The sequence below is a fragment of the uncultured Clostridium sp. genome, from assembly GCF_937920395.1.
Lineage (GTDB): Bacteria > Bacillota > Clostridia > Clostridiales > Clostridiaceae > Clostridium_AD.
This window is the reverse complement of record NZ_CALEVF010000038.1, coordinates 1-22,622: the sequence shown is the minus strand read 5'-3', so window position 1 is coordinate 22,622 and position 22,622 is coordinate 1. Positions and strand designations below refer to the sequence as shown.

Below are 22,622 nucleotides of genomic sequence, written 5' to 3'. Positions count from 1 at the left end.
AAGCTGTTAATTATATAATCATTATCAAATTCCAGCTTTTAATTTTTTTATATTTTTTTCAATCTCATCATTTCTAAATACAGCTGACCCAGCTACAATTACATTAGCCCCACTATTCACAACATCATGAACATTAGATTCATCAATTCCACCATCTACTTGAATCATAATATCTTTATTATAAATATCTGCAAGAGCTCTAACTTCTTTAACTTTATCTGAGCAGTATTCAATAAATTTTTGTCCTCCAAATCCCGGGTTTACTGTCATAATAAGTACCATGTCAACATTACTTATCAAATACTTTAATAAAGCTACAGGAGTTGCAGGATTTAATGCAACTCCTACTTTAACCCCAAAACTTTTTATATAATTAATAGTCCTATCAATATGCCTATCGGTTTCATAATGAATGGTTATTATATCAGCTCCTGCATTTACAAATTCTTCTACATATCTAGATGGTTCTTCTATCATAAGATGTACGTCAAATGGAAGCCTTGTTAGTTTTCTGATACTCTTAATTATTGGAGTACCAAAAGAAATGTTAGGTACGAACATACCATCCATTACATCAATATGAATCATATCCGCACCATATGCATCTAATTGCTTAATGTGTTCTCCTAACCTTGAAAAATCAGCTGACAGTATTGATGGTGCTATTTTTATCATTTCCTATTCCCCCTAGCAATAATTTCTTCTAGTGTTTTTACATAAAATTTATATCTGTCCTTGTATACTTCGTTAGCCTCTACAGCTTCCTTAACTCCACAATTAGGTTCCTTGTAATGCATACAATTAGAAAACCTACATTCATATCTGTATTTTTCAAATTCTGGGAAACAATACTGTAATTGCTCTTTCTCTATAAAATCTAAACTTAATGATGAAAAACCTGGAGTATCGAGTAGAAAGCCTTCTTCATATTCAATAAGTTCACTATGACGTGTGGTGTGTTTACCCTTTTGAGATTTTTTACTTATGTCTCCAGTTTTCATAGCTTCTCTTCCAAGTATATTATTAAGTATAGTTGACTTTCCGACTCCAGACGGTCCACAAAAAACAGATATATTATTTTTTATTTTCTCCCTTAGAGCGTCAAGGCCCTCGCCTTCTTTTGCTTTTAAAAATACAATATCACATCCAACACTTTTTAATTCTTTTATAAGCTCCTCATCAACTTTCTCAACTAAATCCAACTTATTTAAGCAAAGAACTATTTTTAGTGTATAATGCTCACAAAGAACTAAAAATTTATTAAGAAGTTCCATATTTAAATCAGGTTTTTTAAATGCAAAAACTACAAATGCTTGAGTAACATTAGCAACTACTGGTCGTATCATCTCTGTATCTCTTGGGAAAATCTTTTCAATTACACCCTTAGTTTCATCTGTCTCAAGAATTATTTCTACTTTATCACCAATAACAGGAGAAAGTCCAGTGTACCTGAACTTTCCTCTTGCCTTACATTCTATTACCCTATCTTTAACTTTTACAAAATATAATCCACCTATACCCTTTGTGATTACTCCCTGCATATATCCTCCACCATTTACCTTTAATTTTATATTCTTTTACTTACCTGTTTTATGATTTGTGTTTGTGTTTGTACTTGTATTTGGACTTGTCGTTGGACTTGTCGTTGGATCAGTTTTAATTGGATCTTGCACTGCCGCTTTAGATGTTAAAGTTATAGTATCTCCAACATTAACTTTAGTTCCTGCACCTTTATCTTGCGTTTGAATTATATCTTCATCATTGCCAGATACAGATATAGTTATCTTAGATTGAGCAGCTAAATTTCTTGCATCTTTAACAGTTTTTCCATTAAAATTTGGAACATCAACTTGTTCTTTTGCAGGTTCTTTATAGGTATAATAACTAACTCCTACAGAGCTGCCCTGCTGGACACTAGTATTAGACTGAATACTTTGACTGAAAATTTGACCATCCTGCGATTCATCCGTAGTTATTACTGATTTTTGATCACCTAATGTTAAATATGATCCTTGCAATGATGTTGATGCTGCCTTTAAAGATAATCCAAATAAATTTGGTACCTTTGTAAGTTTAACTTCAGGTCCCTCACTTATTACTAAGTCCACACTATCACCCTTTTGAACTAAAGTGTCTCCTATTGGATCTTGGCTTATTACATTACCACTAGCAACTGTATCACTGAAATCCTTTGTGGTGTTATTAAGTACCAATCCATTTTCATCTATGCTTGCTTTTGCTGAATTTTCATCAAGTCCTTTTACAGAAGGCATTTTGAACCCCTCTGGACCTTTGCTCACATAAACTCTTACTTCTGAATTAGCAGTTACATTTGTTCCCTCATCAGGAAAACATGCTGTAACCTCACCTTTTGGTGCGTCACTAGTTACTTCTTTATTAACTACAAAAGTTAAACCCTTTGATAGGACTAATTTTTCTGCAGCAGCCTTATCAAGCCCTATTATTGTAGGAACTACTATCTTAGTTTCAACTTGAGTTGCACCATTTTTATCTGAGTTATTATTCATATATATGTAACCTAACGCACTAAATAAAACAATAAATAAAATTATTGAAGCCACAATTATTGTCTTTTTATTATTCTTATTTTTATTTTTATTTTTATTCTTATCTTTATTTTTATTTTCACTTTTTGGCATTTGCTCTGGACTTTCAGCCACGTCATCTTTTTTTTCATAGTCAGCCACATTTACAGGTGCCATAACTCTTGTGTACTCATTATCCATGTTATTACCAGCAATAGTATAATCACTATTACTTTGTATTCTCTGAAGATCCAAATACATTTCTTTTGCAGTCTGATACCTCTTTATTGGTTCTTTCTCTATAGCCTTTAGTATTAATTTATTCAAATTTTCTGGAACCTTATCATTAACTTCCTTAGGTGGTACAACCTTTTCTTGTATATGCTTTAAAGCTACTGAGACTGGACTATCTGCATCATAAGGCACTCTGCCTGTTACCATCTCATATAACACTATTCCAAATGAATAAATATCTGTTCTGCAGTCTACAAAGCTTGCTTTAGCTTGCTCTGGTGAGAAATAATGTGCTGACCCCATTACAGTGCTAGTATTAGTTATAGTAACAGAACTTGCCGCTTTTGCTATACCGAAGTCTGTAACCTTAACGGTTCCATCTTCAGTTACAAGAATATTATGAGGTTTTATATCTCTATGTATAATGTTATTTTTATGAGCACATTCAAGTGCTTTTGCTATTTGCATACCATAGTCTAATACCAATTCAGTGCTCATGCTGCCTTTTTCAACTATAATTTCTTTAAGCGTCTTACCTTTTATATATTCCATTACTATATAGTTAATATCCCTTTCACTTCCAACATCGTAAATGTTAACTATATTATTTGATGAAAGGCTAGCTACAGACAACGCTTCCTTTCTAAATTTTTCCATAAAATCTATATTATTTGAAAACTCTTCTTTTAGTATTTTTACAGCAACAAAACGGTTGAGTAATTGGCACTTAGCTTTATAAACTATTGCCATTCCACCCTCTCCAATTTTTTCAAGGAGTTCATATCTACTCCCTAATATGGTTCCTATCATCTCTGCACTCTCCTTCAAACACGATAACCGATATATTATCACGTCCTCCATTAAATTTGCTTAAATCAACTAACATTTTACAACTTGTAGCATTATCATTTTCAACAATAATATCATACATTTCAGAATAAGTCACATCATTAGTAAGACCATCTGTACATAAAATACATTTAATCACATTGGTCAAATCAAGGTCAAACAAATCAACTTCTACTAACTCATTTGTTCCAAGTGCCCTTGTTATAATATTTTTATTTGGATGATTTCTTGCCTTTTCTTCAGTTATAGTTCCATTATCTAACAACTGTTGCACTAGTGAATGGTCCCTTGTAACTTTCACTAATTTTCTTTTGCTGTCTATAATATAACAACTACTATCCCCTACATTTGCAACAATCATTTCATTCTGTTTTCTAAAACAAATTGTTATAGTTGTACCCATTCCTTTAAGTGAATCGCTTTGACTCGCCATCTCATAAATTTTCTTGTTTGCACATTTTATACTTTCTGAAAGAACTTTTTTAAGTTCTTTATCTTTATAATTATTCTTTATATATTCCATTATAACCTTAATTGCTAAATCACTTGCTACTTCACCAGCATTGTGTCCTCCCATGCCATCCGCAACAACATAAATATCATAATCACTACTTTCTAAATAACCTACAGAGTCTTCATTTATTTTTCTAACATTCCCAACATCTGATAAAACCCCAAGCATTGTTATACCTCCTCATTTAAGTTCTTCACTTTTAATATGACTTCTTCTAAGCTGTCCACATGCAGCATTAATATCTAGCCCCATTTCTCGTCTTATCGTAGTCTGAATGTTATTAGCCTCAAGGACCCTCTTAAACTCAGCCACATCATCATTTGAAGATCTTTTTAGTTCATTTTCTTTAATCTCATTAACTGGGATTAAATTAACATGGCATAACATATCTTTTAACAAAGTACTTAGTTTTTCCGCATCTACCTTACTATCATTAAGTCCCTTAACAAGAGCATATTCAAATGTTATTCGCCTATTAGTTTTGTCTATATAATACTTAGAAACATCAATAATTTCTGCAATAGAATACTTATTTGCAATTGGCATACTCTTCATTCTGATTTCATCACTAGGTGCATGAAGTGAAATAGCAAGTGTAGTTTGCATATTAAAATCTGCAAACTCTTTAATTTTTGGTACTATACCACACGTAGATATAGTTATATGTCTTTGTCCGATATTTAATCCATTTTGTGAATTTACAATTTCAAGGAATTTCATTACATTGTCAAAATTGTCAAATGGTTCGCCGCTTCCCATTAGTACGACATTAGAAATTCGCTCGTTAATCAGATGTTGTGATTTTAATATTTGAGCAAGCATTTCTCCCGGGGTTATATTCCTAATCATTCCTCCGATAGTAGATGCACAAAATTTACATCCCATTCTACATCCAACTTGAGTAGATATACATATAGAATTCCCATGTTTATATTTCATAACAACACATTCAATTAAATTACCATCGCCCAGTTCAAAGAGATATTTTCTTGTATCATTATGTTTAGAAGTATATTCTTCTACAAGCTTTGGTATTCCTATATAAAAATTTGTTTGTAACTTTTCCTTTATACTTTGTGGAATATTATTCATATCTTCGAATTTCCAAATATCCTTATAAATCCAATCATATACTTGTTTAGCCCTAAATTTACTTCCCCCATTACTTTTCATCCACTGCTTCAGTTCTTCTAAATCCATATCTAATATATTTATCATTTTACACACCCAATCGTTTTATACACTCACGAGCTTTATATCGCCGCTAAGCTTTTATAAGTTTAGCTATAAAAAAGCCATCCATGTATTCATTTGGAAATATAGTAACATACCCTTTGTCGTTATATTTTATATTATCAAATTCCCCTAAAAATACAGGTTCTATCTTAAACTCGCAGTGTGACTCTACAAACCAATCAATATTGCCTTCGTTTTCATCTTTATTAAGGGTACATGTTGAATACAAAAGTACTCCGCCTTTTTTTACGTATTTTGATGCATTATCCATTATACGTCTTTGTATATCTATTATATTATTTATATCTTTTATATTTTTGCTCCACTTTATTTCAGGTTTTTTCCTGATAATTCCTAGCCCTGAACATGGTACATCTATAAGCACTCTATCAGCATATTCAAACAAACCTGGAGCATATACAGTAGCATCTTGAGCTTCACAAGTTGTATTTGTAATTCCTATTCGCTTTATATTTTCTTCTATTAAAGACAATTTGTTTTTATGTATATCAAACGCTAGGACATGACCTGTATTTTTCATAAGCTCTGCTATATGCGTTGTTTTTCCACCTGGTGCACTGCAAAGATCTAAGACTTTCATATTTGGTTTTAGATCCATAGAAGGTGCCGTAAGCATTGCGCTTTCATCTTGAACCGTTATATTACCTTCGTTAAATAAAATGTTATTTTCTATGTTTTTACCTTTAATAATTCGTATTGCTTCTGGTGACGCATAACCTTCTTCTATATTATAACCATTTTCTATAAGCTTTTCCCATATTTCTTTATAAGTTAATTTTAAAGTATTAACCCTAACTGTAACATCAGGCTTATAATTTAATCCCTTTAGAATTTCTTCAGCTTTTTGAAATCCATATTGCTTTATAAATAGTTTAACCAATGCCTTAGTAAATGAATACTCGAAACATAATCTTTCAATATCATTCTCTTTGTTATAGTACTTTTCACCTGTTTCCCTAAGGTAACTTCTAAGTACACCATTAACAAGTTTTGATGCTCCTATGTTACTCTTTTTCTTAGTTAAATTTACAGCCTCATTAACAGTTGCAAAACTCGGTACTTTATCTAAATATCTAATTTGATAAACTGATATTCTTAATATATTTAAAACAAAACTTTCTAACTTATCAAAACCATTTTTAACAAAGTGTTGCAATATTTTATCTATAGTATATTTGTATTTTAGAGTTCCATAAACTATTTCTGTAACTAACGCTTTATCTTTATCGTTTAGTTCTGATTTATTAAGCTCTAATCCTAAAACAATATTCGAATAAGCATTCTCATTTAATACTTTTTCTATAATTGTAACTGCAACCAGTCTACTATTGCTCATACTCTTACCTCAATTTCCCTTGTGATTTAATTATTTAAGTATCGTGCCTAAATCTATTTTATTACCTATTATATAATCCTTTACTTTTAAAGGTTTTTTACCTGGAAACTGAATTTCCTCAATAAGTAAAACCCCACTGCCAGTTGATACCCTTAACCCATCTTTTGAAACATCTATAATGCATCCAACCTGTTTATCTGATAACTCATTTAATATTCTTGACTTATATATTTTCATTACGTTATCATCATAATGAGTATAAGCAATTGGTGATGGATTTAAACCTCTTATAAAATTATGAATATCAATATTACTACATGCCCAGTCAATACTCGCCATTTTCTTATCTAACTTAGACGCATATGTACTAAACTTATCTTCTTGTTTAATGGGTTTAATTTTATTGTTTATTACTGCATTTATTGTTTCAACTAATAGCTGTGCACCACTACTACTAAGAACATCTGTAAGTTCCCCAGCTGTGATATCTGTAGTAATTTCAACCTCATTTGTTAAAAGCATATCACCAGTATCAAGGCCAACATCCATAAGCATTGTTGTGTTACCAGAACTACTCTCCCCATTAATTATGCACCAATTTATAGGTGCTGCGCCTCTATATTTTGGCAACAAAGATGCGTGCAAATTTATACATCCATATTTGGGAATATCTAAAACTGACTTTGGAAGAATTTGCCCAAATGCTACCACTACAATAAAATCTGGTTTTAAATTCTTAATTATATCTATCATTTCAACATTATTTCTAAGTTTTAAAGGCTGATATACTGGTATATTATACGTTATTGCTAACTGCTTAACAGCTGACATAGCTAAATTTTTGCCTCTTCCTTTTGGTCTATCTGGCTGAGTAAATACAGCCGAAACTTGGAATTCATTAATAAGTGATTGCAGAGATGGTACTGAAAATTCTGGTGTTCCCATAAAAATAATCTTCATATTATTGCATCTCACCCTCTATTGCTTTGTCTATAAACAATATACCATCTAAATGATCAATTTCATGGCAGAGTGCTCTTGCAAGAAGACCTTCTCCCTCTATTACGATTTTCTCGCCCATTTCATTTAATGCGGAAACACTTACTTTTTCTGGTCTATCTACATTTTTTTGTGTTCCTGGTATGCTTAAACAACCCTCGCTTGCGATTTGTGAACCTTCCCTTTTAACAATCTTCGGATTTATTAACGCTATAAGCCCCTCACCAATATCAATAACAACTATTCTTTTTAAAATGCCAACCTGCGGCGCCGCAAGTCCTATCCCATTAGAAACATACATAGTTTCTTTCATATCCTTGATTAACAATAAAATTCTTTGATTAACTTCATCTACAACCCTACTTTTTTTTCTTAATAACTCATCACCATATATTCTAATCGTTCTTGTTGCCATGTATTAACCTCCTTCTAACTCAATTATAAGTTTTTGATCTATATCATATTACTTGGATTAATATCTATACTAACTCTTATGATACTATAAACATTTTTAACCGATTCATAAACAGAATTTTTTATTTCTAGAGCAATTGTTTCTTTAATATCGCCTTTAATAATAATTTGCCACCTATAGAAATTTTTAATTTTAGAAACCCCACAAGTACAGGGTCCCAGCAATGTAATTTTATTATTATCTTTGATCCGATATTTTAAATTTTCACCAACACTTTGTATGTTTTTTATCAACATTTCTTCATTCTCAGAACTCATAGTTATAACTAAAATACTTGTGAAAGGCGGATACTGCATGGCTTCTCTCATCATAATTTCATTTTTATAAAAACTATCGTAATCATTATTAGCAGCATACTTAATTGTTAAATCATCTGCACTATACGTTTGAATAACTACCTTGCCTTCCTTACTACCTCTACCAGCTCTTCCTGAAACTTGAGTAAGCAGTTGAAATGTTCGCTCAAACGCCCTATAATCCGGTAAATTAAGTGACAAATCAGCAGCTATCACTCCAACTAATGTAACATCTTTAAAATCTAACCCTTTAGCGACCATTTGAGTTCCAATTAAAATATCTGCGCCTTTACTTTTAAATGTATTATATATATATTCATAAGAATTTTTTTTTCGTGTTGTGTCAAAGTCCATTCTTAAAGTTCTTGCACTCGGAAAGATTCTATTAATTTCTTGTTCAATTTTTTCTGTTCCAACGCCAAAATATTTCACATAACTACTGCCACAACTAGGACAAACTTTACTGATTTTTTCCTTCTCACCACAGTAGTGGCATGTTAAGTATTCACCTGCACTATGATATGTTAATGAAATGTCACATTTTTTACATTTAAAAACATACCCACATTTTCTACAGGAAACAAATGTTGAAAACCCTCTTCTATTTAAAAATAAAATCACCTGTTCATTTTTACTTAAGCACAACGCAATACCCTCATGTAGTGACTTACTAAATATTGATCGATTGTTATTCATAAGTTCCTCACGCATATCTACAATTTCTACTTTTGGCATTGCCGCACCATCTGCCCTCTCATTAATAGTAATTAATGAAAGTTCGTCTATTGTAGTTTTATAATAACTTTCAACAGATGGTGTAGCTGATCCTAGTACTAATTTACAATTTTCAAGTTCACATTTCATATATGCTATTTCACGAGCATCAAATTTCGGATCACTATCCGATTTGTAACTAGCCTCATGTTCCTCATCTATAACAATTAATCCTAAGTTCTCAAAAGGTAAAAATATAGCTGATCTTGCACCAATAGCAATTTTAGCGTTTCCAAGTTTTACTCTCATCCATTCGTCAAAACGCTCACCATCTGACAATCTACTATGAAAAACCGCTATATCAGGACCAAACCTACCTTTAAATCTTTCAACCATTTGAGGTGTTAAAGATATTTCTGGTATAAGTATTATAGATTGTTTATTTTCCTTTAACATATAACTAACCAATTTCATATATATTTCAGTTTTCCCACTACCGGTAACTCCATGAATCAAAAATTTCTTTTTTTTAGAATTCATTATAAAATCCACTGATTGGCGTTGTTTTTCATTTAATATTTTTTCTTCGTACTTAGCATAATGTTTTTGATTATATCTGTTAATTGTAATCTCTTGCGTGGTTACAAACCCATGTTTAATCATTGTATTAATTGATGATAATGACAAATCAAAAGTTTTACTGAATTCATTCTTATTGTATTTCATTTTATTTGATTCTATTAACTCATAGATGCTCGTGTACGGTTCATTTAAAAATTTACCCTCTAACTGCTTACCTATTGTTAATACCAGTGATGTCTTCTTTTTTATCCCCTTTGTTATACCTCTTGGAATAATAACTTTTATACACTCTAGATAAGTACAGAGATACTTTTTTTTCATGATTTTGACAAGCTCAATGTCAGTTATTTTAAGAAGTGGCATTTCATCACATATTTTAGCTATCTCCTTAATATTAATAGTGCTATCACATTGCGGGTATAGTTCTAATATAAAGGCATCTAATGTTCTGTTTCCTCTACCAAATGGAACCTTAACTCTATATCCTAACTGCACAATACCCAATAAACTAGTAGGTATTTTATATGTAAAAATTTTATCTACTTGAACTGAATCGTTATTCACCACCACTCCAGCATACTGATACACTTAATCACCCTTTTAATTTTATAATTTTCTGTAATATAAAAAAGCGCATTAGCGCTTTTTATTTATTAAATTAAACAATTCCCTAGCAACTTGTTTTTTGGACATTATATCTAATGCTATTGGATCGTTATCTTTGCTTAAAATAATTACCTTATTCTCTTCAGTTCCAAATCCACTGTCTGTTTTTGTTATATCGTTCGCAATTATATAATCCAAATTTTTCTTAAGTAGCTTTTCTTTTGCATTTTTGAGTAAATCATTACTTTCTGCTGCAAAACCTACTAAGATTTGATTCTTTTTATGTAATCCTAGTTCTTTTAAAATATCGTTATCTCGTACAAACTCTAAGTTTAAAACATTTTCACTTTTCTTAATTTTACTACTAGAATATACCTTAGGTTTATAATCAGATACAGCAGCTGCTTTTATAACTATGTCACTATCTTCATATTTGCTTATTACAGCATTCCTCATATCTTCGTTTGTATTTACCTTAATTATACTTACACCAAAAGGTGTTTTTTCATTACATGGTCCTGATATTAATGTTACATCTGCCCCTCTGTCTCTTGCTTCCCTAGCAATTGAATATCCCATTTTCCCCGTTGACCTATTAGTTATAAATCTTACAGGATCAATAGGTGCAATTGTAGGACCAGCTGTAACTAAAACCTTAGTACCAATCATATCCTTTATAGGATACAAATTACTCATAATCACTTCAAAGATATCTTCAGTTTGTGCAAGTTTTCCTTCTCCTATGTCACCACAAGCAAGCCTTCCTGATACTGGAGAAATAAACTCATAACCAAAATCCTTTAACTTTTGAATATTACCTTGCACTATTGGATTATGATACATATTAACATTCATTGCTGGGGCAAAAATAACTTGTGCCTTAGTTGCCATAATAGTAGTTGTAATCATATCATCTGCAATTCCATTTGCAATTTTCCCAATTATATTAGCAGTTGCTGGAACTACGACAAATAGATCTGCTTTTTTAGCAAGAGTTATATGTTGAATTTCCCATGCTTTAGGTTCCTGAAACATATCATGTATAACCATATTCTGACTAAGTGATTGAAAGCTTATTGGGTTTACAAACTCTATAGCAGATTTCGTCATTATAACATGCACATCAATATTTTCTTTTTTTAATCTACTAATAACATCTAGAGCCTTATATACAGCTATCCCGCCTGTAACACCGATGACTACTGTCTTTTTATTTTCCATACTATTTTATTCCTTCTTTTGTTGTAATTGCAACAATGGCTCCCTCATAAATCTCCTCTATAGCAATAGTAACAGGCTTCGTCGAATCCACCTGTACAAGTGGGCTTTGACCCTCTATTATTTGTCTTGCTCTTTTTGATGTTGCTACAACTAAAGAATACCTATTGTCAACTCTTTTTAATAAATCTACTATTGATGGGCTAATCATTGAATTATTCATTTATAATTTCCTCCTTTAAAAAATCTCCATTCATTCTATCGACTCTACATCTTTCTGCAATGACAATACTTTGAATTTTCTCACATGCACTATCAACAGTATCGTTCACAACTGCATAATCATATTTTGAGACAAAACTTATTTCTTCATGCGCAGACGTAAATCTAGTCATTAATGACTCCGGTGTTTCACTTCCTCTATTTGTAATTCTATTTCTTAATTCCTCCATAGATGGTGGAAGTATAAAAATAAATAAACCATTTGGATAAGCCATTTTCACCTTAAGCGCGCCTTGAATATCTATTTCAAGTATTACATCACGACCAGTCTCGAGCACTTTTAAAACCTCAGATTTAGGCGTACCATAACAGTTTCCATAAACCTGTGCATATTCTAAAAAGTCTTTTGATTCAATCCTTTCTAGAAATTCTTCTCTAGATATAAAATAGTAATTTACACCATCTATCTCAGAATTTCTTGGGCTTCTCGTAGTCGCTGAAACTGAAATCCAGAAATTATTTTTTTTAAGAAGCGCCTCGCATACAGTCCCTTTACCAGCACCGGAAGGTCCTGAAATTACGATTAACTGTCCTTTACTCCTCATTATTCTCAACCTCGTCCAAATGGTCCTCATCTTTAACAGATAATCTATGTGCAACAGTTTCAGGCTGAACAGCTGATAAAATAACATGATCACTATCTGTAATAATAACTGCTCTGGTCCTTCTTCCATAAGTAGCATCAATTAGCATTCCTCGATCTCTTGCCTCTTGAATTATTCTTTTTATAGGCGCTGATTCAGGGCTGACTATAGCTACTAATCTATTCGCTGAAACAATGTTTCCAAACCCTATGTTTATCAACTTTATACTCATCGTGTGCCTCCAGTTTATTCTATGTTTTGTATTTGTTCTCTAATCTTTTCTATTTCGCTTTTCATACTGATTACTGTGTTTAAAATTTCCAAATCATTTGCTTTTGAAGCTATAGTGTTTGTTTCCCTATTCATTTCTTGAATAATAAAATCAAGTTTTCTACCAATAGGTTCGTCTAAAATTAGAGTTTCCTTCATTTGATTTATATGACTATTTAATCTTACAATTTCTTCATCTATTCCTGCTTTGTCAGCAAAAATTGCAATCTCCATAGCAACTCTATTTTCATCAAAATCAACTTCCTTATGTAAGGCATTAAGCCTTTGGTTTAGCTTTGTTTTATACTCACAAACAACAAACGGTGCCCTTGTCTTAACTTTCTCAACTAATTCATTAATTATATTGCACTTAATTATAACATCCTCAAGTAACTTTTTACCTTCTCTTTCTCTCATAAAAAGAAGAGCCCCAAGCGCCTTTGTTAATGCTAACTCAATCTGCTCAAAGGTTTCTGAAACATCTTCTTCCTTTTGTTTAAGGGTTATTACTTCTGGTAATTTAGCTACCGTTGCAACAGATATATCATCACTTAGACCATATTTATCCCTTAAAATTCCAAGACAATTTATATAACTTGCAGCTAATTTTTCATTCAAATACGCTTCAACATCTTCCTTATCATAATTACCTTGAGTTACAAAAACATCAAGTTTTCCTCTGTTTACTTTTTCACCAATTATTTTGCGGATTTTATCCTCAAAAGATATTAATACTCTAGGCATTCTTATATTAGTTTCAAAATATCTATGATTAACACTTTTAATCTCAATTGTAAAACTTTTACCATCTTTTTCAGAGCTTCCTCTCCCAAATCCGGTCATACTCCTAATCATAACAAGACATCCTTCCATTGTTCATTGTGACCTCGTAATAAGTATACATAAAGTATTACCTTAATTTCAAGCTAAAATTATAAGTTTTTACTTTTATTACGATTTTCATTAAAAAATACTATCAAGCGGTAATTTTATAGATTTTAAAAACAGCTCTTACTATTAATAAAATATTTCCTATATATCTTATATTATACCAATAATAATATTAATCACCACATTTTTTTAAAGATTTTAAAGCTTCTTCAATAATGAGCTTATCTTTTGTAAGAGCTATACGGAAATAATCGTATCCAATTTTTCCAAAAACATTGCCTGGTGTAACCACAATTCCATGATTAATCAGCAATTCTTCACAAAATTCATTTGTCGTATAATTTTTAGGTGTTCTACACCATAAATAAAACGTAGCTTCAGTATCAAAGAATTTTATATTTTTCTCTAGTAAAACATTTTTAGCTACTTCACGTCTTTCATCATATATTTTTCTTATATTATGAACATAATCACGTTCTAAATTAAGAGCAGCAACTGCGGCCTTTTGCACTGGTATGAATTGACCAGAATCACAATTACTTTTTATTTTTAAAAGAGCATTTATTACTTTAGCATTACCTACAGCATACCCTATTCTATATCCTGTCATATTATAAGTTTTAGATAAAGTCCCAAATTCCACATTTTTTCTTAATACATCGTATTGCATAAGGCTAATTGGCTCTTTATCTTCCTTAATTATCTCATTATATGCTGAATCATTGCATAAAACAATATTATTATCATAAGAAAACTTTATAATATGCTTATAAAACTCTTTACTTGCTACTGCACCTGTAGGGTTATTAGGATAATTAATAAAAATCAATTTACATTTATTAACAATAATTTCAGGAATATCATCAAGCCTTGGCATATATCCATTGCTTTGTGTTAATGGCACAGTATACGGCACACAACCCCATAGTTTTGAACAAATGCTATAAACTGGATATGCCGGTTCAGGTACTATTACACAATCCCCTATATCACATACAGCTGGAATGATGTTGTTTATACCTTCTTTTGATCCTATTAGAATTATTACTTCGTCTAAATCGAGGCATACATTATAAACTTGATTATAGTATTTTATAACTGCTTTTTTCAGTTCAATTATCCCATCATAAGGAGGATAATTATTGTAATTTTCACATTTTAAGGCTTCTATTAGTGCATCTGTAATTTTTGAATTGACTGATAAATCTGGATCTCCTATACTAAGGTCAATAATTTTTTCACCAGAAGTAATAGCTTTTTTTTTAATATCATCAATCTTTTTAAAATGATATTCGGAAACATTAGAAAGTCTATTATTTATTTTCATAGTATCATCCTTTACATAGTTTTTATTATATTATTCGGATAATACTAACTTTGTTACATTTGAAAGATTACTAAAAAAAACACTTAAATTATAAACTGGTACCTATAGAATAGATTTCTTAAAAGTTCTATTCTGTAGGTACCAGTTTAACCTCTTAATATTATTTTATTACATCACTAACTAAGGCAATACAATAAATCTAATTATAAATAATGCTGCTAAAACATAAACTATAGGACTAACTTCCTTTTGCCTTCCTGTTACAACTTTTACTATTGGATAAAAAATAATTCCTGCAGCTATTCCATTTGCTATACTATAACTAAATGGCATTATTGCTATTGTAAAGAATGCTGGAAGTGCTTCTGTAAAATCGTCGAAATCAATCTTTGTAATTGAGCTCATCATAAGGACTCCAACTATTACAAGTGCTGGTGCAGTAGCCTCAGCTGGTACTATTCCTACCAGTCCACTAAAAAATAAAGAACATAAAAATAGCACTCCTACTGTAGCTGATGTAAGACCTGTTCTTCCACCTTCTGCAACTCCTGCTGTAGATTCGACATAAGTTACTATTGTACTTGTTCCCATAACTGCTCCTGCAGTAGTTGCTAATGCATCTGACATTAATGCTTTATTCATATTCTTTACTCGTCCATTCTCATCGAGCATCTTAGCTTTTGTTGCTGTTCCCACGAGTGTTCCTATTGTATCAAATAAATCCACTAAACTAAAGGTTATTACAACCATTACTACACTCATTATTGCTGAAAATACTCCCTTACTAGCACCTGATCCTAAAAGACCCGCAAAATCAAACTGCATAAATGTTGGTGAAAGAGACGGTGGTTTGCTGAATATCACAACACCTGCTAGTTTTGTAATTCCAAAAGGAATGCCCACTATAGCAGTTATTACAATTCCAAATAGTATAGACCCCTTTATTTTTCTAGCCATTAATATTGCCGTAACAGTTAAACCTATTAATGTAACTATCGCACTTGGAGATGTTAACTTACCAAAGGCTACTAAAGTTTCTTTATTACTTACAATTATTCCGCCACCCTTAAAACCTATAAGTGCTATAAATAGTCCGATACCGCCTGAAATAGCAAGCTTCAAATTTTGTGGCAATGCATCCACTATTTTTTCTCGTATTGATGTAAGAGTTATTATTATAAATAAAATTCCTGATATAAAAACTGCTGCTAACGCTTGTTGCCATGTATATCCAAGTCCCAAACATACACTATAAGTAAAAAATGCATTTAATCCCATTCCTGGTGCCTGTGCAAATGGAAGATTAGCATAAAAAGCCATTACAAATGTACCCACAGCTGCTGCAATGCATGTAGCTGCAAAAACAGATGCTACAACTGGATCATTTAATGCGTTGAAACCGGCTGCCCCATCACCCTTTATCCCAGGTAAATTCATTCCTGCAAATTTAAGAATATTAGGATTTACAAATATAATATATGCCATGGTAATGAATGTAGTTATCCCCGCAAGTATTTCTGTTTTTACTGTAGTTTTGTTTTCTCTTAATTTGAAAAGCTTCTCAAATATAGAATTTTTTTCAATATTTTCTGTTGATTTCATGTTTATCCCCTATTCTGTATTTTATTTTTTATACAAACATAATATCAAAAACGTACGTTTACGTCAATACCATGACGAATATTTAATCATATTTTGCTCATTAAATTCGGCTTCTATATCTTCCGTCTTCGAACATATGTTCAATTTCTTTTAGATTTGTTGTACTAGCAAGTGCCAGCATAAGTTTAATTCTAGCCTTTTGACCTGGCAGACTATCTCCAAAAATAACGCCTGCATTCCTAAGTTCTTTTCCACCACCTGGGTATCCATAGGAATCTAATACTCTTCCTTTAAAGCATCTAGACACCATAACAACTGCCACGCCCTTTGCAATAGCTGTTTTTACGCCTTCTGCCATTTTCGGTGGAATATTTCCTCTTCCCATAGCTTCAATAACAATTCCTCTTGCACCTTCCTTTACACAAAAATCAATTAATTTTGAATCCATTCCAGCACAAGCTTTTATTAAATCCACTCTATTTTCTATCTTATCTGTTATTATATGTTCTTTTTTTAAACTATCCCTATAAAATATTGCTACATTATTATCTATAATTCCTATTGGTCCAAACTCGGGGCTCTGAAAAGTATTTAGGTGCATTGAATGTGTTTTAGTAACTTCACTAGCACAATTAAGTTCATCATTTAAGCATACTAATACTCCCCTATTACGTGCCTCCTTGGAAATCGCAGTACAAATAGCAGCCGATAAATTTGCAGGGCCATCATAACCAAGTTCCGAACCATTTCTCATTGAACCTGTAACAATTACCGGCTTTGGATTATCAATAGTTAGATGTAATAGATATGCTGTTTCCTCAAGTGTGTCCGTACCATGAGTAACTACAACCCCACATATATCCTCTCGAATTAAAAGTTTTTTTATGTATCTAGACAAATCCAACATGATTTCTGGCGTCATATGAGGGCCTGGCATGTTTGAGAAAGTATATGATTCTATTTCGGCATACTTTTCAATTCCTGTAACCATAGACATTATTTCTTCTCCACTTAGAGTTGGAACTGCTGCCTTTATTCTTGGATCTAATGTCATAGAAATTGTGCCGCCATTAAAAATAACCGCAACTTTTTTCACTTAAAATACCTCCTAATCTTAGTTTTAAAATATATTAATCTGTTTTTACTCTTTAATGTTATAGAAACTCAAACGTAGATGTTTACTTACGATACATTATATTTGAATTTTACACACAAACTCTATTTTACAATATACCTGGAAAAATTACATCTTTTATTTGTAAAATTTCATAAATAAAAATAAGGCATACGAATTATTAGCATGCCTTATTTTTATAATTCTATTTATTTTTTAAATATTCAAATAAACTTTTTTCTATTTCATCAGCACCATTATCATCTAATGTTATATACTGCCTATGACCATCTAATGCCTTTACCTCAATTGTCCCTATTTCTTGTCCAGTAATTTTATCAATATCTCTCTCAAATTTCATTATTTTATAACCTTCATCTATATAATTTCCACATTTGTTAATCATTAAATCACCCTCCTTTTTAATTAAATTACATTCAAAACCATTTGCTTTACTATTTTCTCTCCAAATTTATAATATTATACGTAGTAATCTCACCTAAAATCTATTTTTATATTATTTGTTAAAAATCTTTTACTTAATTAATTATTTAAGTACTTTAATAATCAAATTTTAAATATAAGGTATATTAAATTGTATTTAGATAATATATATAGATAAGTAATTTATGAGGTGACTTAAGTGAATGATGATTTAAAGAAAATAATACATGCTGAAATCAGCGAACCACTAAATAAAATCGTTGATGTTTTTACAAAGAAACCTAAAAAATCAAATTTTAAACTAATGTTTTTTTGGGCTATAGTTGGGCTTTTAGCTTTTTTATTGCTTTATTATGCTTATAAAATGTTATATGCCTATTTTTAACTTAAGTTATAAGGGAGATTACAAAAGATGAAAAAACTACTAATAACTACATTTACTATATTATTCTTTTTATTAATATCTACTCATAGTTCATATGCATTTGAGCAAACTAATAATCAATTGCAAAAACCTATACAACAGACTTTCAAAATGAATAATATACTTGTAAAAAACAATAAGAATATCAAGTCAATTTTTAATGATAACTGCAATAACCTTCTTACTAGTGGATGGATTAAAAGTAACAAGTATACTAATAACTCATTTGTTGCAGATGCAAATGAAAATAAAAAATATAATGCACATATTCCATATGGACAATATTTATTTTACAATAACACTAAAAATTCAATTTCAAAAATAAGCAAAGATATTAAAATAGGTGCTGGTCCTTTCAACATAGAATTTGATGCTATAATAGCCGATTTACAAACTCCTTCTACAAACGAAGTTTGGAGAGGTTTTGTACTAGATATAATTGCTAACAATAAAAGATATCATCTTAGTATTAATGACAAAGACTCTGACAATAAAATAAATATAAACTTGTTAAGTAAAAATTCAGGTTACAACCTTTTTCATACAATTAGTACATATTTGCCCAGAGATGATGATATTCATAGATGGTCAATTAAATATGATGGAAATAAAACTATATCTATATTAATAGATGGAAAAGTTATTGGTAATTTTCCTAATCCCGAACTAGATGCTAATGGGCTTACTGATAAGGTTGTACTTTATAGCGACATGACTGATTCACTTACAGGTACGAACAAAATATATATTGATAATTTTGCAGTAGTAAAATCATTAACAATAAAAAATGCTGCTGTACTAACTGATGAAAAGAACCAAACTATAAATATTTCAACAGTTATGACTGTTGAAGATGAAAAGCTTATTGATATTAAGCAATATAGTATTAAAGCATACTTATATAAAAACGACAAAATTATTGCAGAAAGTACAACCATGATAGATAATAGAAATGTTTCCTCTACACTTAATAATATAACCCAATCTGGGAAAATGAAACTTGTATTGAAGCTTGTAACTGGCAATAATGAAATCGAACAAATAACAAAAACTCTAAATATGACTATTTCAGTAATAAATATAACTCCAGGCCAGGTTATAACTTCTACCCCTGGAAGTGTGTACCTATATACTCAAGTGGATAAGATGTTATCAAAAAATCAAAATGATGCTCTGAATTGCGGTTGGAAATTAAGTTCCTACGTTGATTGCGAAAATAACAAGAGTGGGTCAATAATCGAAAATAGAGAAAATGCTCTATCAATAAAAATGCCTGTATCCCTAAATGGATGGTTTAGAGTTTATGTAGGTTATGTTGACGGTACTGAAAGTTTTCAAATTAGGAAAACAAATAGTTATTCACCTTTGCAAGTAAATGGTGACATTTCTTTTAATTCTAGCTCATCATATGCTGATAAATGGATTAATGAAAAATCTACAATAATTTCAAATTTTGATAACAACTCAATTGAAATACATCCAATTGCTTCTAAAATTGCTAAAATAGCTTATATTAAACTAATAGGTTTAACAAATTATCAGGTGGCTTTATATCAACAACAAAATGGAAATAAAAAAACAGTTATTTATGATTTTGATGGGTATTCTGATTTTTTTTCTGGAAACTTCCCCACTGTCAAAGCACTTAAAAGTAGGGTTATAGACAGCCTAGCCAATAAAAATGTTGGAACAGTAAATTGGTGTTTAGGAACCACCAGTGCTTTAAATTATAATAGTAAATATGCAGGAAACGTGTTCCAGGGTACAGAAGGATTTGATTCTGAGCTTAGAAATGGAGATAAGTTAGCAAGATCTCAAATATTGAATATATTGCATTCTGGCAAGTCACCACTCGAACTTATAGCTGATAGAGGAATTGATATGGGAGTAAAAGTTAATGCGTCACTCAGAATGGATGCATTTTATAATCCAAGTATTTACGGCTTTTTAAATGGGAATATATATAATGAATACAAACAGTTTACTCAACTTGGCAATTTTCCGCTAAGTTATTACTACCCAGAAGTTAGAGATTACATCAAAAACATACTTATAGAGGCAGGGTCTTTTAATAATGTGAATGGGGTAACATTAGATTTTTGCAGATACCCAACTATTTTTGGAATCGAAACTCCCGAAAATCAAAAGATACTTATCATGAATGAATTCTTACGAACCTTGCGAAATGAACTACAAAAAAATAAAACCATAACCATAAGGATACCCTGGAAGGACCCTATTAAATATGGATTTGATGTTACTACTTGGGTTAAAGAAGGTTTACTTGATACATTAATACCTTCAAGCATTGGTAATGAGGATAAAAACTTTGAAATTTCATCTTATGTAAACATGGTTAAAAATACGAACGTAAAATTATATGTAGGTATTTCTGCAAATGTTAGTGGACACGACGTAACAAAAGAAGAAGAAAAGTTAATAAAGCAGGGACTATATATACCCAATATTAAATACTTAAATATTCAGCAATATTTATTAAGAGCTTATGATTTATATGCTGACGGCGCTGATGGAATATTTTTATTTAACTCCTCCTCCAACCTTTATATTAATGCTACTGCACCACTGGAATCTACTTTTTTGGGTGATAAAGTTCAAATAGAAAAATGGCATCAATTTGATTATTTATCAGGCTACATGGTAAATAAGATTAATGCTGTAAAACATGATTTTTAAAAATATTCCTTGACATTTTACAACTAACATGATATTTTAAATTTAACTCAATTTAGTTTTGTACTATTAAATAGCTGTAATCTAAATTATAAATATATATTATATTAAATATAGACTTAGAAGAAGACTTAAACACAAATTCAAAATTCACTTTAAATGAAAAGGAATGATCAAAAATGACAGATGAATCCCTTAAATTAGATAACCAGTTATGTTTCGCTCTATACGCTTGTTCCCGTGAAATAACGAAACTTTACAAACCAGAATTAGACAAACTAGGTATAACCTACACGCAATATATTGCTCTATTAGTATTATGGGAAAAAGATAATATAACCGTAAAAGAGATTGGAACAAAATTACATTTAGATTCTGGCACTTTAACTCCATTGTTTAAAAAATTAGAGTGTATGAACCTAGTAAAAAGAACTAGAGACACTGTAGATGAGAGAAATGTATATATTACTCTAACTCCTTTAGGTGCTGAATTAAAAAAAATGGCTATTAGCATACCCAAAGAAATCTTTTGTTCAACAGGTCTATCACCTCAGGCTGCAGTTACTCTTAAAGAAAATGTTAATTCATTATTATCAAATTTAGATTCTACCCATAAAAAGATATAAAGAAGCGATGTAGTAAGTTTAATATATTTTATTAATTAAACTTACTACACCATTTTTTTATTGTATGTTATACCTTATATTACATTAATTAACATTGTTATTAAGGCTTTTTTCAATACATGCTATAACATCATGTATTCTTTCAAACATAATCCCGTAGGCAAACCAAACCGGTGCATAACTCAATGTTATAATTCCACATATTGACAATGTTTTGTTTACATAATTCCATGGGCACTCCCCTAAAAGCAATTTAAGCAGTAGTCCGCTAATTAATTCTACTGTAAATATAAGTACCATATACATACCTCCCCTAATTATAAGCGGAAGATGCCGGATTCTATTATGGACTGGTTCAAGAAATACAGCAAGCCCATATATAGGAAACATCCAAATACAAGTTGTACCTTTAAGTAACATATCTCCCTTAATCATTGCACTAAACCCATTCCAAAAAACCTCTGCTAAAAGACCTAAAATCCCGTATACAATAAATTTTTTCCACATAATGATATTGTGTGTGTTACATTGTAAAATATACTACTAACTTTATTAATTATTATTCTATATCAGTTTTTCCTTAAATATATCAGTCAAATTTAATTTCGCAACTTTTCTCTTAATTTCATCTATATCTAAAGTATAAAGTCTACGTTCCTGCATTCTCTCAAAATACTCTGCTACTGCAAGTGCTCCTGTTGCCATAGCTTCTGTATGCCCTACAAATAAACCAGATTT

22 protein-coding genes are annotated in these 22,622 nt (G+C 30.9%); 3 read left to right on the top strand and 19 right to left on the bottom strand.

Translation table 11 applies throughout. The annotated features are described in order from the left end of the window. Positions 1-24 precede the first annotated feature (24 nt). The 18 genes from rpe to Q0649_RS03470 all read right to left on the bottom strand — a co-directional run bounded on the left by rpe (position 25) and on the right by Q0649_RS03470 (position 18,102). Positions 25-675, bottom strand: a complete 651-nt coding sequence (gene rpe, locus Q0649_RS03555) for a ribulose-phosphate 3-epimerase (protein WP_298837413.1) — start codon at positions 673-675, stop codon at positions 25-27. Then, on the bottom strand, positions 672-1,541 hold the full coding sequence (gene rsgA, locus Q0649_RS03550) for a ribosome small subunit-dependent GTPase A (RefSeq protein WP_298837410.1): 870 nt from the start codon (positions 1,539-1,541) through the stop codon (positions 672-674). The genes rpe and rsgA overlap by 4 nt, the downstream gene beginning before the upstream one ends. Before the next feature lie 36 nt (positions 1,542-1,577). After that, complete coding sequence (gene pknB / locus Q0649_RS03545; protein WP_298837407.1) at positions 1,578-3,590, bottom strand: Stk1 family PASTA domain-containing Ser/Thr kinase; 2,013 nt, start codon at positions 3,588-3,590, stop codon at positions 1,578-1,580. Then, the gene (locus Q0649_RS03540; protein ID WP_298837404.1) at positions 3,565-4,311 is read right to left on the bottom strand and encodes a Stp1/IreP family PP2C-type Ser/Thr phosphatase; all 747 of its coding nucleotides are present in this window, start codon (positions 4,309-4,311) and stop codon (positions 3,565-3,567) included. Before Q0649_RS03540 ends, pknB begins: the two co-directional genes overlap by 26 nt. A 12-nt stretch (positions 4,312-4,323) precedes the next feature. After that, complete coding sequence (gene rlmN / locus Q0649_RS03535) at positions 4,324-5,361, bottom strand: 23S rRNA (adenine(2503)-C(2))-methyltransferase RlmN (RefSeq protein ID WP_298837401.1); 1,038 nt, start codon at positions 5,359-5,361, stop codon at positions 4,324-4,326. Between the two features lie 46 nt (positions 5,362-5,407). After that, on the bottom strand, positions 5,408-6,736 hold the full coding sequence (gene rsmB / locus Q0649_RS03530) for a 16S rRNA (cytosine(967)-C(5))-methyltransferase RsmB (protein WP_298837399.1): 1,329 nt from the start codon (positions 6,734-6,736) through the stop codon (positions 5,408-5,410). A 30-nt stretch (positions 6,737-6,766) separates the two neighbouring features. After that, positions 6,767-7,696, bottom strand: a complete 930-nt coding sequence (gene fmt, locus Q0649_RS03525) for a methionyl-tRNA formyltransferase (RefSeq protein WP_298837396.1) — start codon at positions 7,694-7,696, stop codon at positions 6,767-6,769. 1 nt (position 7,697) lies between these two features. Further along, complete coding sequence (gene def, locus Q0649_RS03520) at positions 7,698-8,150, bottom strand: peptide deformylase (protein WP_298837393.1); 453 nt, start codon at positions 8,148-8,150, stop codon at positions 7,698-7,700. A gap of 38 nt (positions 8,151-8,188) precedes the next feature. Beyond that, positions 8,189-10,390: a primosomal protein N' gene (gene priA / locus Q0649_RS03515; protein ID WP_298837390.1), complete on the bottom strand. Its 2,202-nt coding sequence runs from the start codon at positions 10,388-10,390 to the stop codon at positions 8,189-8,191. A gap of 48 nt (positions 10,391-10,438) precedes the next feature. Next, positions 10,439-11,629: a bifunctional phosphopantothenoylcysteine decarboxylase/phosphopantothenate--cysteine ligase CoaBC gene (coaBC, locus tag Q0649_RS03510; RefSeq protein ID WP_298837388.1), complete on the bottom strand. Its 1,191-nt coding sequence runs from the start codon at positions 11,627-11,629 to the stop codon at positions 10,439-10,441. A gap of 1 nt (position 11,630) precedes the next feature. Continuing rightward, positions 11,631-11,849, bottom strand: a complete 219-nt coding sequence (gene rpoZ, locus Q0649_RS03505) for a DNA-directed RNA polymerase subunit omega (protein ID WP_298837385.1) — start codon at positions 11,847-11,849, stop codon at positions 11,631-11,633. Beyond that, positions 11,842-12,453 carry a guanylate kinase gene (gmk, locus tag Q0649_RS03500; RefSeq protein ID WP_298837383.1) on the bottom strand — a complete coding sequence of 204 codons (612 nt, stop codon included), beginning with the start codon at positions 12,451-12,453 and terminating at the stop codon, positions 11,842-11,844. The genes rpoZ and gmk overlap by 8 nt, the downstream gene beginning before the upstream one ends. Next, positions 12,443-12,724 (bottom strand): extracellular matrix/biofilm regulator RemA, encoded by a 282-nt coding sequence (gene remA, locus Q0649_RS03495; protein ID WP_298837381.1) that lies wholly within the window; start codon positions 12,722-12,724, stop codon positions 12,443-12,445. The genes gmk and remA overlap by 11 nt, the downstream gene beginning before the upstream one ends. A 14-nt stretch (positions 12,725-12,738) precedes the next feature. Next, the gene (locus Q0649_RS03490) at positions 12,739-13,617 is read right to left on the bottom strand and encodes a YicC/YloC family endoribonuclease (RefSeq protein ID WP_298837379.1); all 879 of its coding nucleotides are present in this window, start codon (positions 13,615-13,617) and stop codon (positions 12,739-12,741) included. 208 nt (positions 13,618-13,825) lie between these two features. Beyond that, a complete protein-coding gene (locus Q0649_RS03485; RefSeq protein ID WP_298837377.1) occupies positions 13,826-14,980 on the bottom strand; it encodes an aminotransferase class I/II-fold pyridoxal phosphate-dependent enzyme in 1,155 nt (384 codons plus the stop codon). Between the two features lie 180 nt (positions 14,981-15,160). Continuing rightward, positions 15,161-16,582 carry an NCS2 family permease gene (locus Q0649_RS03480; protein WP_298837375.1) on the bottom strand — a complete coding sequence of 474 codons (1,422 nt, stop codon included), beginning with the start codon at positions 16,580-16,582 and terminating at the stop codon, positions 15,161-15,163. Positions 16,583-16,682: 100 nt separating this feature from the next. After that, positions 16,683-17,678, bottom strand: a complete 996-nt coding sequence (locus Q0649_RS03475; RefSeq protein WP_298837373.1) for an asparaginase — start codon at positions 17,676-17,678, stop codon at positions 16,683-16,685. 223 nt (positions 17,679-17,901) lie between these two features. Next, on the bottom strand, positions 17,902-18,102 hold the full coding sequence (locus Q0649_RS03470) for a hypothetical protein (protein WP_298837371.1): 201 nt from the start codon (positions 18,100-18,102) through the stop codon (positions 17,902-17,904). A gap of 237 nt (positions 18,103-18,339) precedes the next feature. On the opposite strand from Q0649_RS03470, the gene Q0649_RS03465 reads away from it, so the two are divergent. The 3 genes from Q0649_RS03465 to Q0649_RS03455 all read left to right on the top strand — a co-directional run bounded on the left by Q0649_RS03465 (position 18,340) and on the right by Q0649_RS03455 (position 21,884). Further along, positions 18,340-18,525, top strand: coding sequence for a hypothetical protein (locus Q0649_RS03465; RefSeq protein ID WP_298837369.1), 186 nt, complete (start codon positions 18,340-18,342; stop codon positions 18,523-18,525). Positions 18,526-18,552: 27 nt separating this feature from the next. Beyond that, positions 18,553-21,261, top strand: coding sequence for a hypothetical protein (locus Q0649_RS03460; protein ID WP_298837367.1), 2,709 nt, complete (start codon positions 18,553-18,555; stop codon positions 21,259-21,261). A gap of 176 nt (positions 21,262-21,437) precedes the next feature. Further along, entirely contained in the window at positions 21,438-21,884 is a 447-nt protein-coding gene (locus Q0649_RS03455; protein WP_298837365.1) for a MarR family winged helix-turn-helix transcriptional regulator, read from the top strand. A gap of 84 nt (positions 21,885-21,968) precedes the next feature. Here Q0649_RS03455 and Q0649_RS03450 read toward each other — a convergent pair whose 3' ends face one another. Then, positions 21,969-22,391: a putative ABC transporter permease gene (locus Q0649_RS03450; RefSeq protein WP_298837363.1), complete on the bottom strand. Its 423-nt coding sequence runs from the start codon at positions 22,389-22,391 to the stop codon at positions 21,969-21,971. Between the last annotated feature and the right edge of the window lie 231 nt (positions 22,392-22,622).

Coding starts and splice junctions, on each gene's coding strand:
- rpe (WP_298837413.1), bottom strand. CDS start 675: ATGATAAAAATAGCACCATCAATACTGTCAGCTGATTTTTCAAGGTTA.
- rsgA (WP_298837410.1), bottom strand. CDS start 1,541: ATGCAGGGAGTAATCACAAAGGGTATAGGTGGATTATATTTTGTAAAA.
- pknB (WP_298837407.1), bottom strand. CDS start 3,590: ATGATAGGAACCATATTAGGGAGTAGATATGAACTCCTTGAAAAAATT.
- Q0649_RS03540 (WP_298837404.1), bottom strand. CDS start 4,311: ATGCTTGGGGTTTTATCAGATGTTGGGAATGTTAGAAAAATAAATGAA.
- rlmN (WP_298837401.1), bottom strand. CDS start 5,361: ATGATAAATATATTAGATATGGATTTAGAAGAACTGAAGCAGTGGATG.
- rsmB (WP_298837399.1), bottom strand. CDS start 6,736: ATGAGCAATAGTAGACTGGTTGCAGTTACAATTATAGAAAAAGTATTA.
- fmt (WP_298837396.1), bottom strand. CDS start 7,696: ATGAAGATTATTTTTATGGGAACACCAGAATTTTCAGTACCATCTCTG.
- def (WP_298837393.1), bottom strand. CDS start 8,150: ATGGCAACAAGAACGATTAGAATATATGGTGATGAGTTATTAAGAAAA.
- coaBC (WP_298837388.1), bottom strand. CDS start 11,629: ATGGAAAATAAAAAGACAGTAGTCATCGGTGTTACAGGCGGGATAGCT.
- rpoZ (WP_298837385.1), bottom strand. CDS start 11,849: ATGAATAATTCAATGATTAGCCCATCAATAGTAGATTTATTAAAAAGA.
- gmk (WP_298837383.1), bottom strand. CDS start 12,453: ATGAGGAGTAAAGGACAGTTAATCGTAATTTCAGGACCTTCCGGTGCT.
- remA (WP_298837381.1), bottom strand. CDS start 12,724: ATGAGTATAAAGTTGATAAACATAGGGTTTGGAAACATTGTTTCAGCG.
- Q0649_RS03490 (WP_298837379.1), bottom strand. CDS start 13,617: ATGATTAGGAGTATGACCGGATTTGGGAGAGGAAGCTCTGAAAAAGAT.
- Q0649_RS03485 (WP_298837377.1), bottom strand. CDS start 14,980: ATGAAAATAAATAATAGACTTTCTAATGTTTCCGAATATCATTTTAAA.
- Q0649_RS03480 (WP_298837375.1), bottom strand. CDS start 16,582: ATGAAATCAACAGAAAATATTGAAAAAAATTCTATATTTGAGAAGCTT.
- Q0649_RS03470 (WP_298837371.1), bottom strand. CDS start 18,102: ATGATTAACAAATGTGGAAATTATATAGATGAAGGTTATAAAATAATG.
- Q0649_RS03460 (WP_298837367.1), top strand. CDS start 18,553: ATGAAAAAACTACTAATAACTACATTTACTATATTATTCTTTTTATTA.
- Q0649_RS03455 (WP_298837365.1), top strand. CDS start 21,438: ATGACAGATGAATCCCTTAAATTAGATAACCAGTTATGTTTCGCTCTA.
- Q0649_RS03450 (WP_298837363.1), bottom strand. CDS start 22,391: ATGTGGAAAAAATTTATTGTATACGGGATTTTAGGTCTTTTAGCAGAG.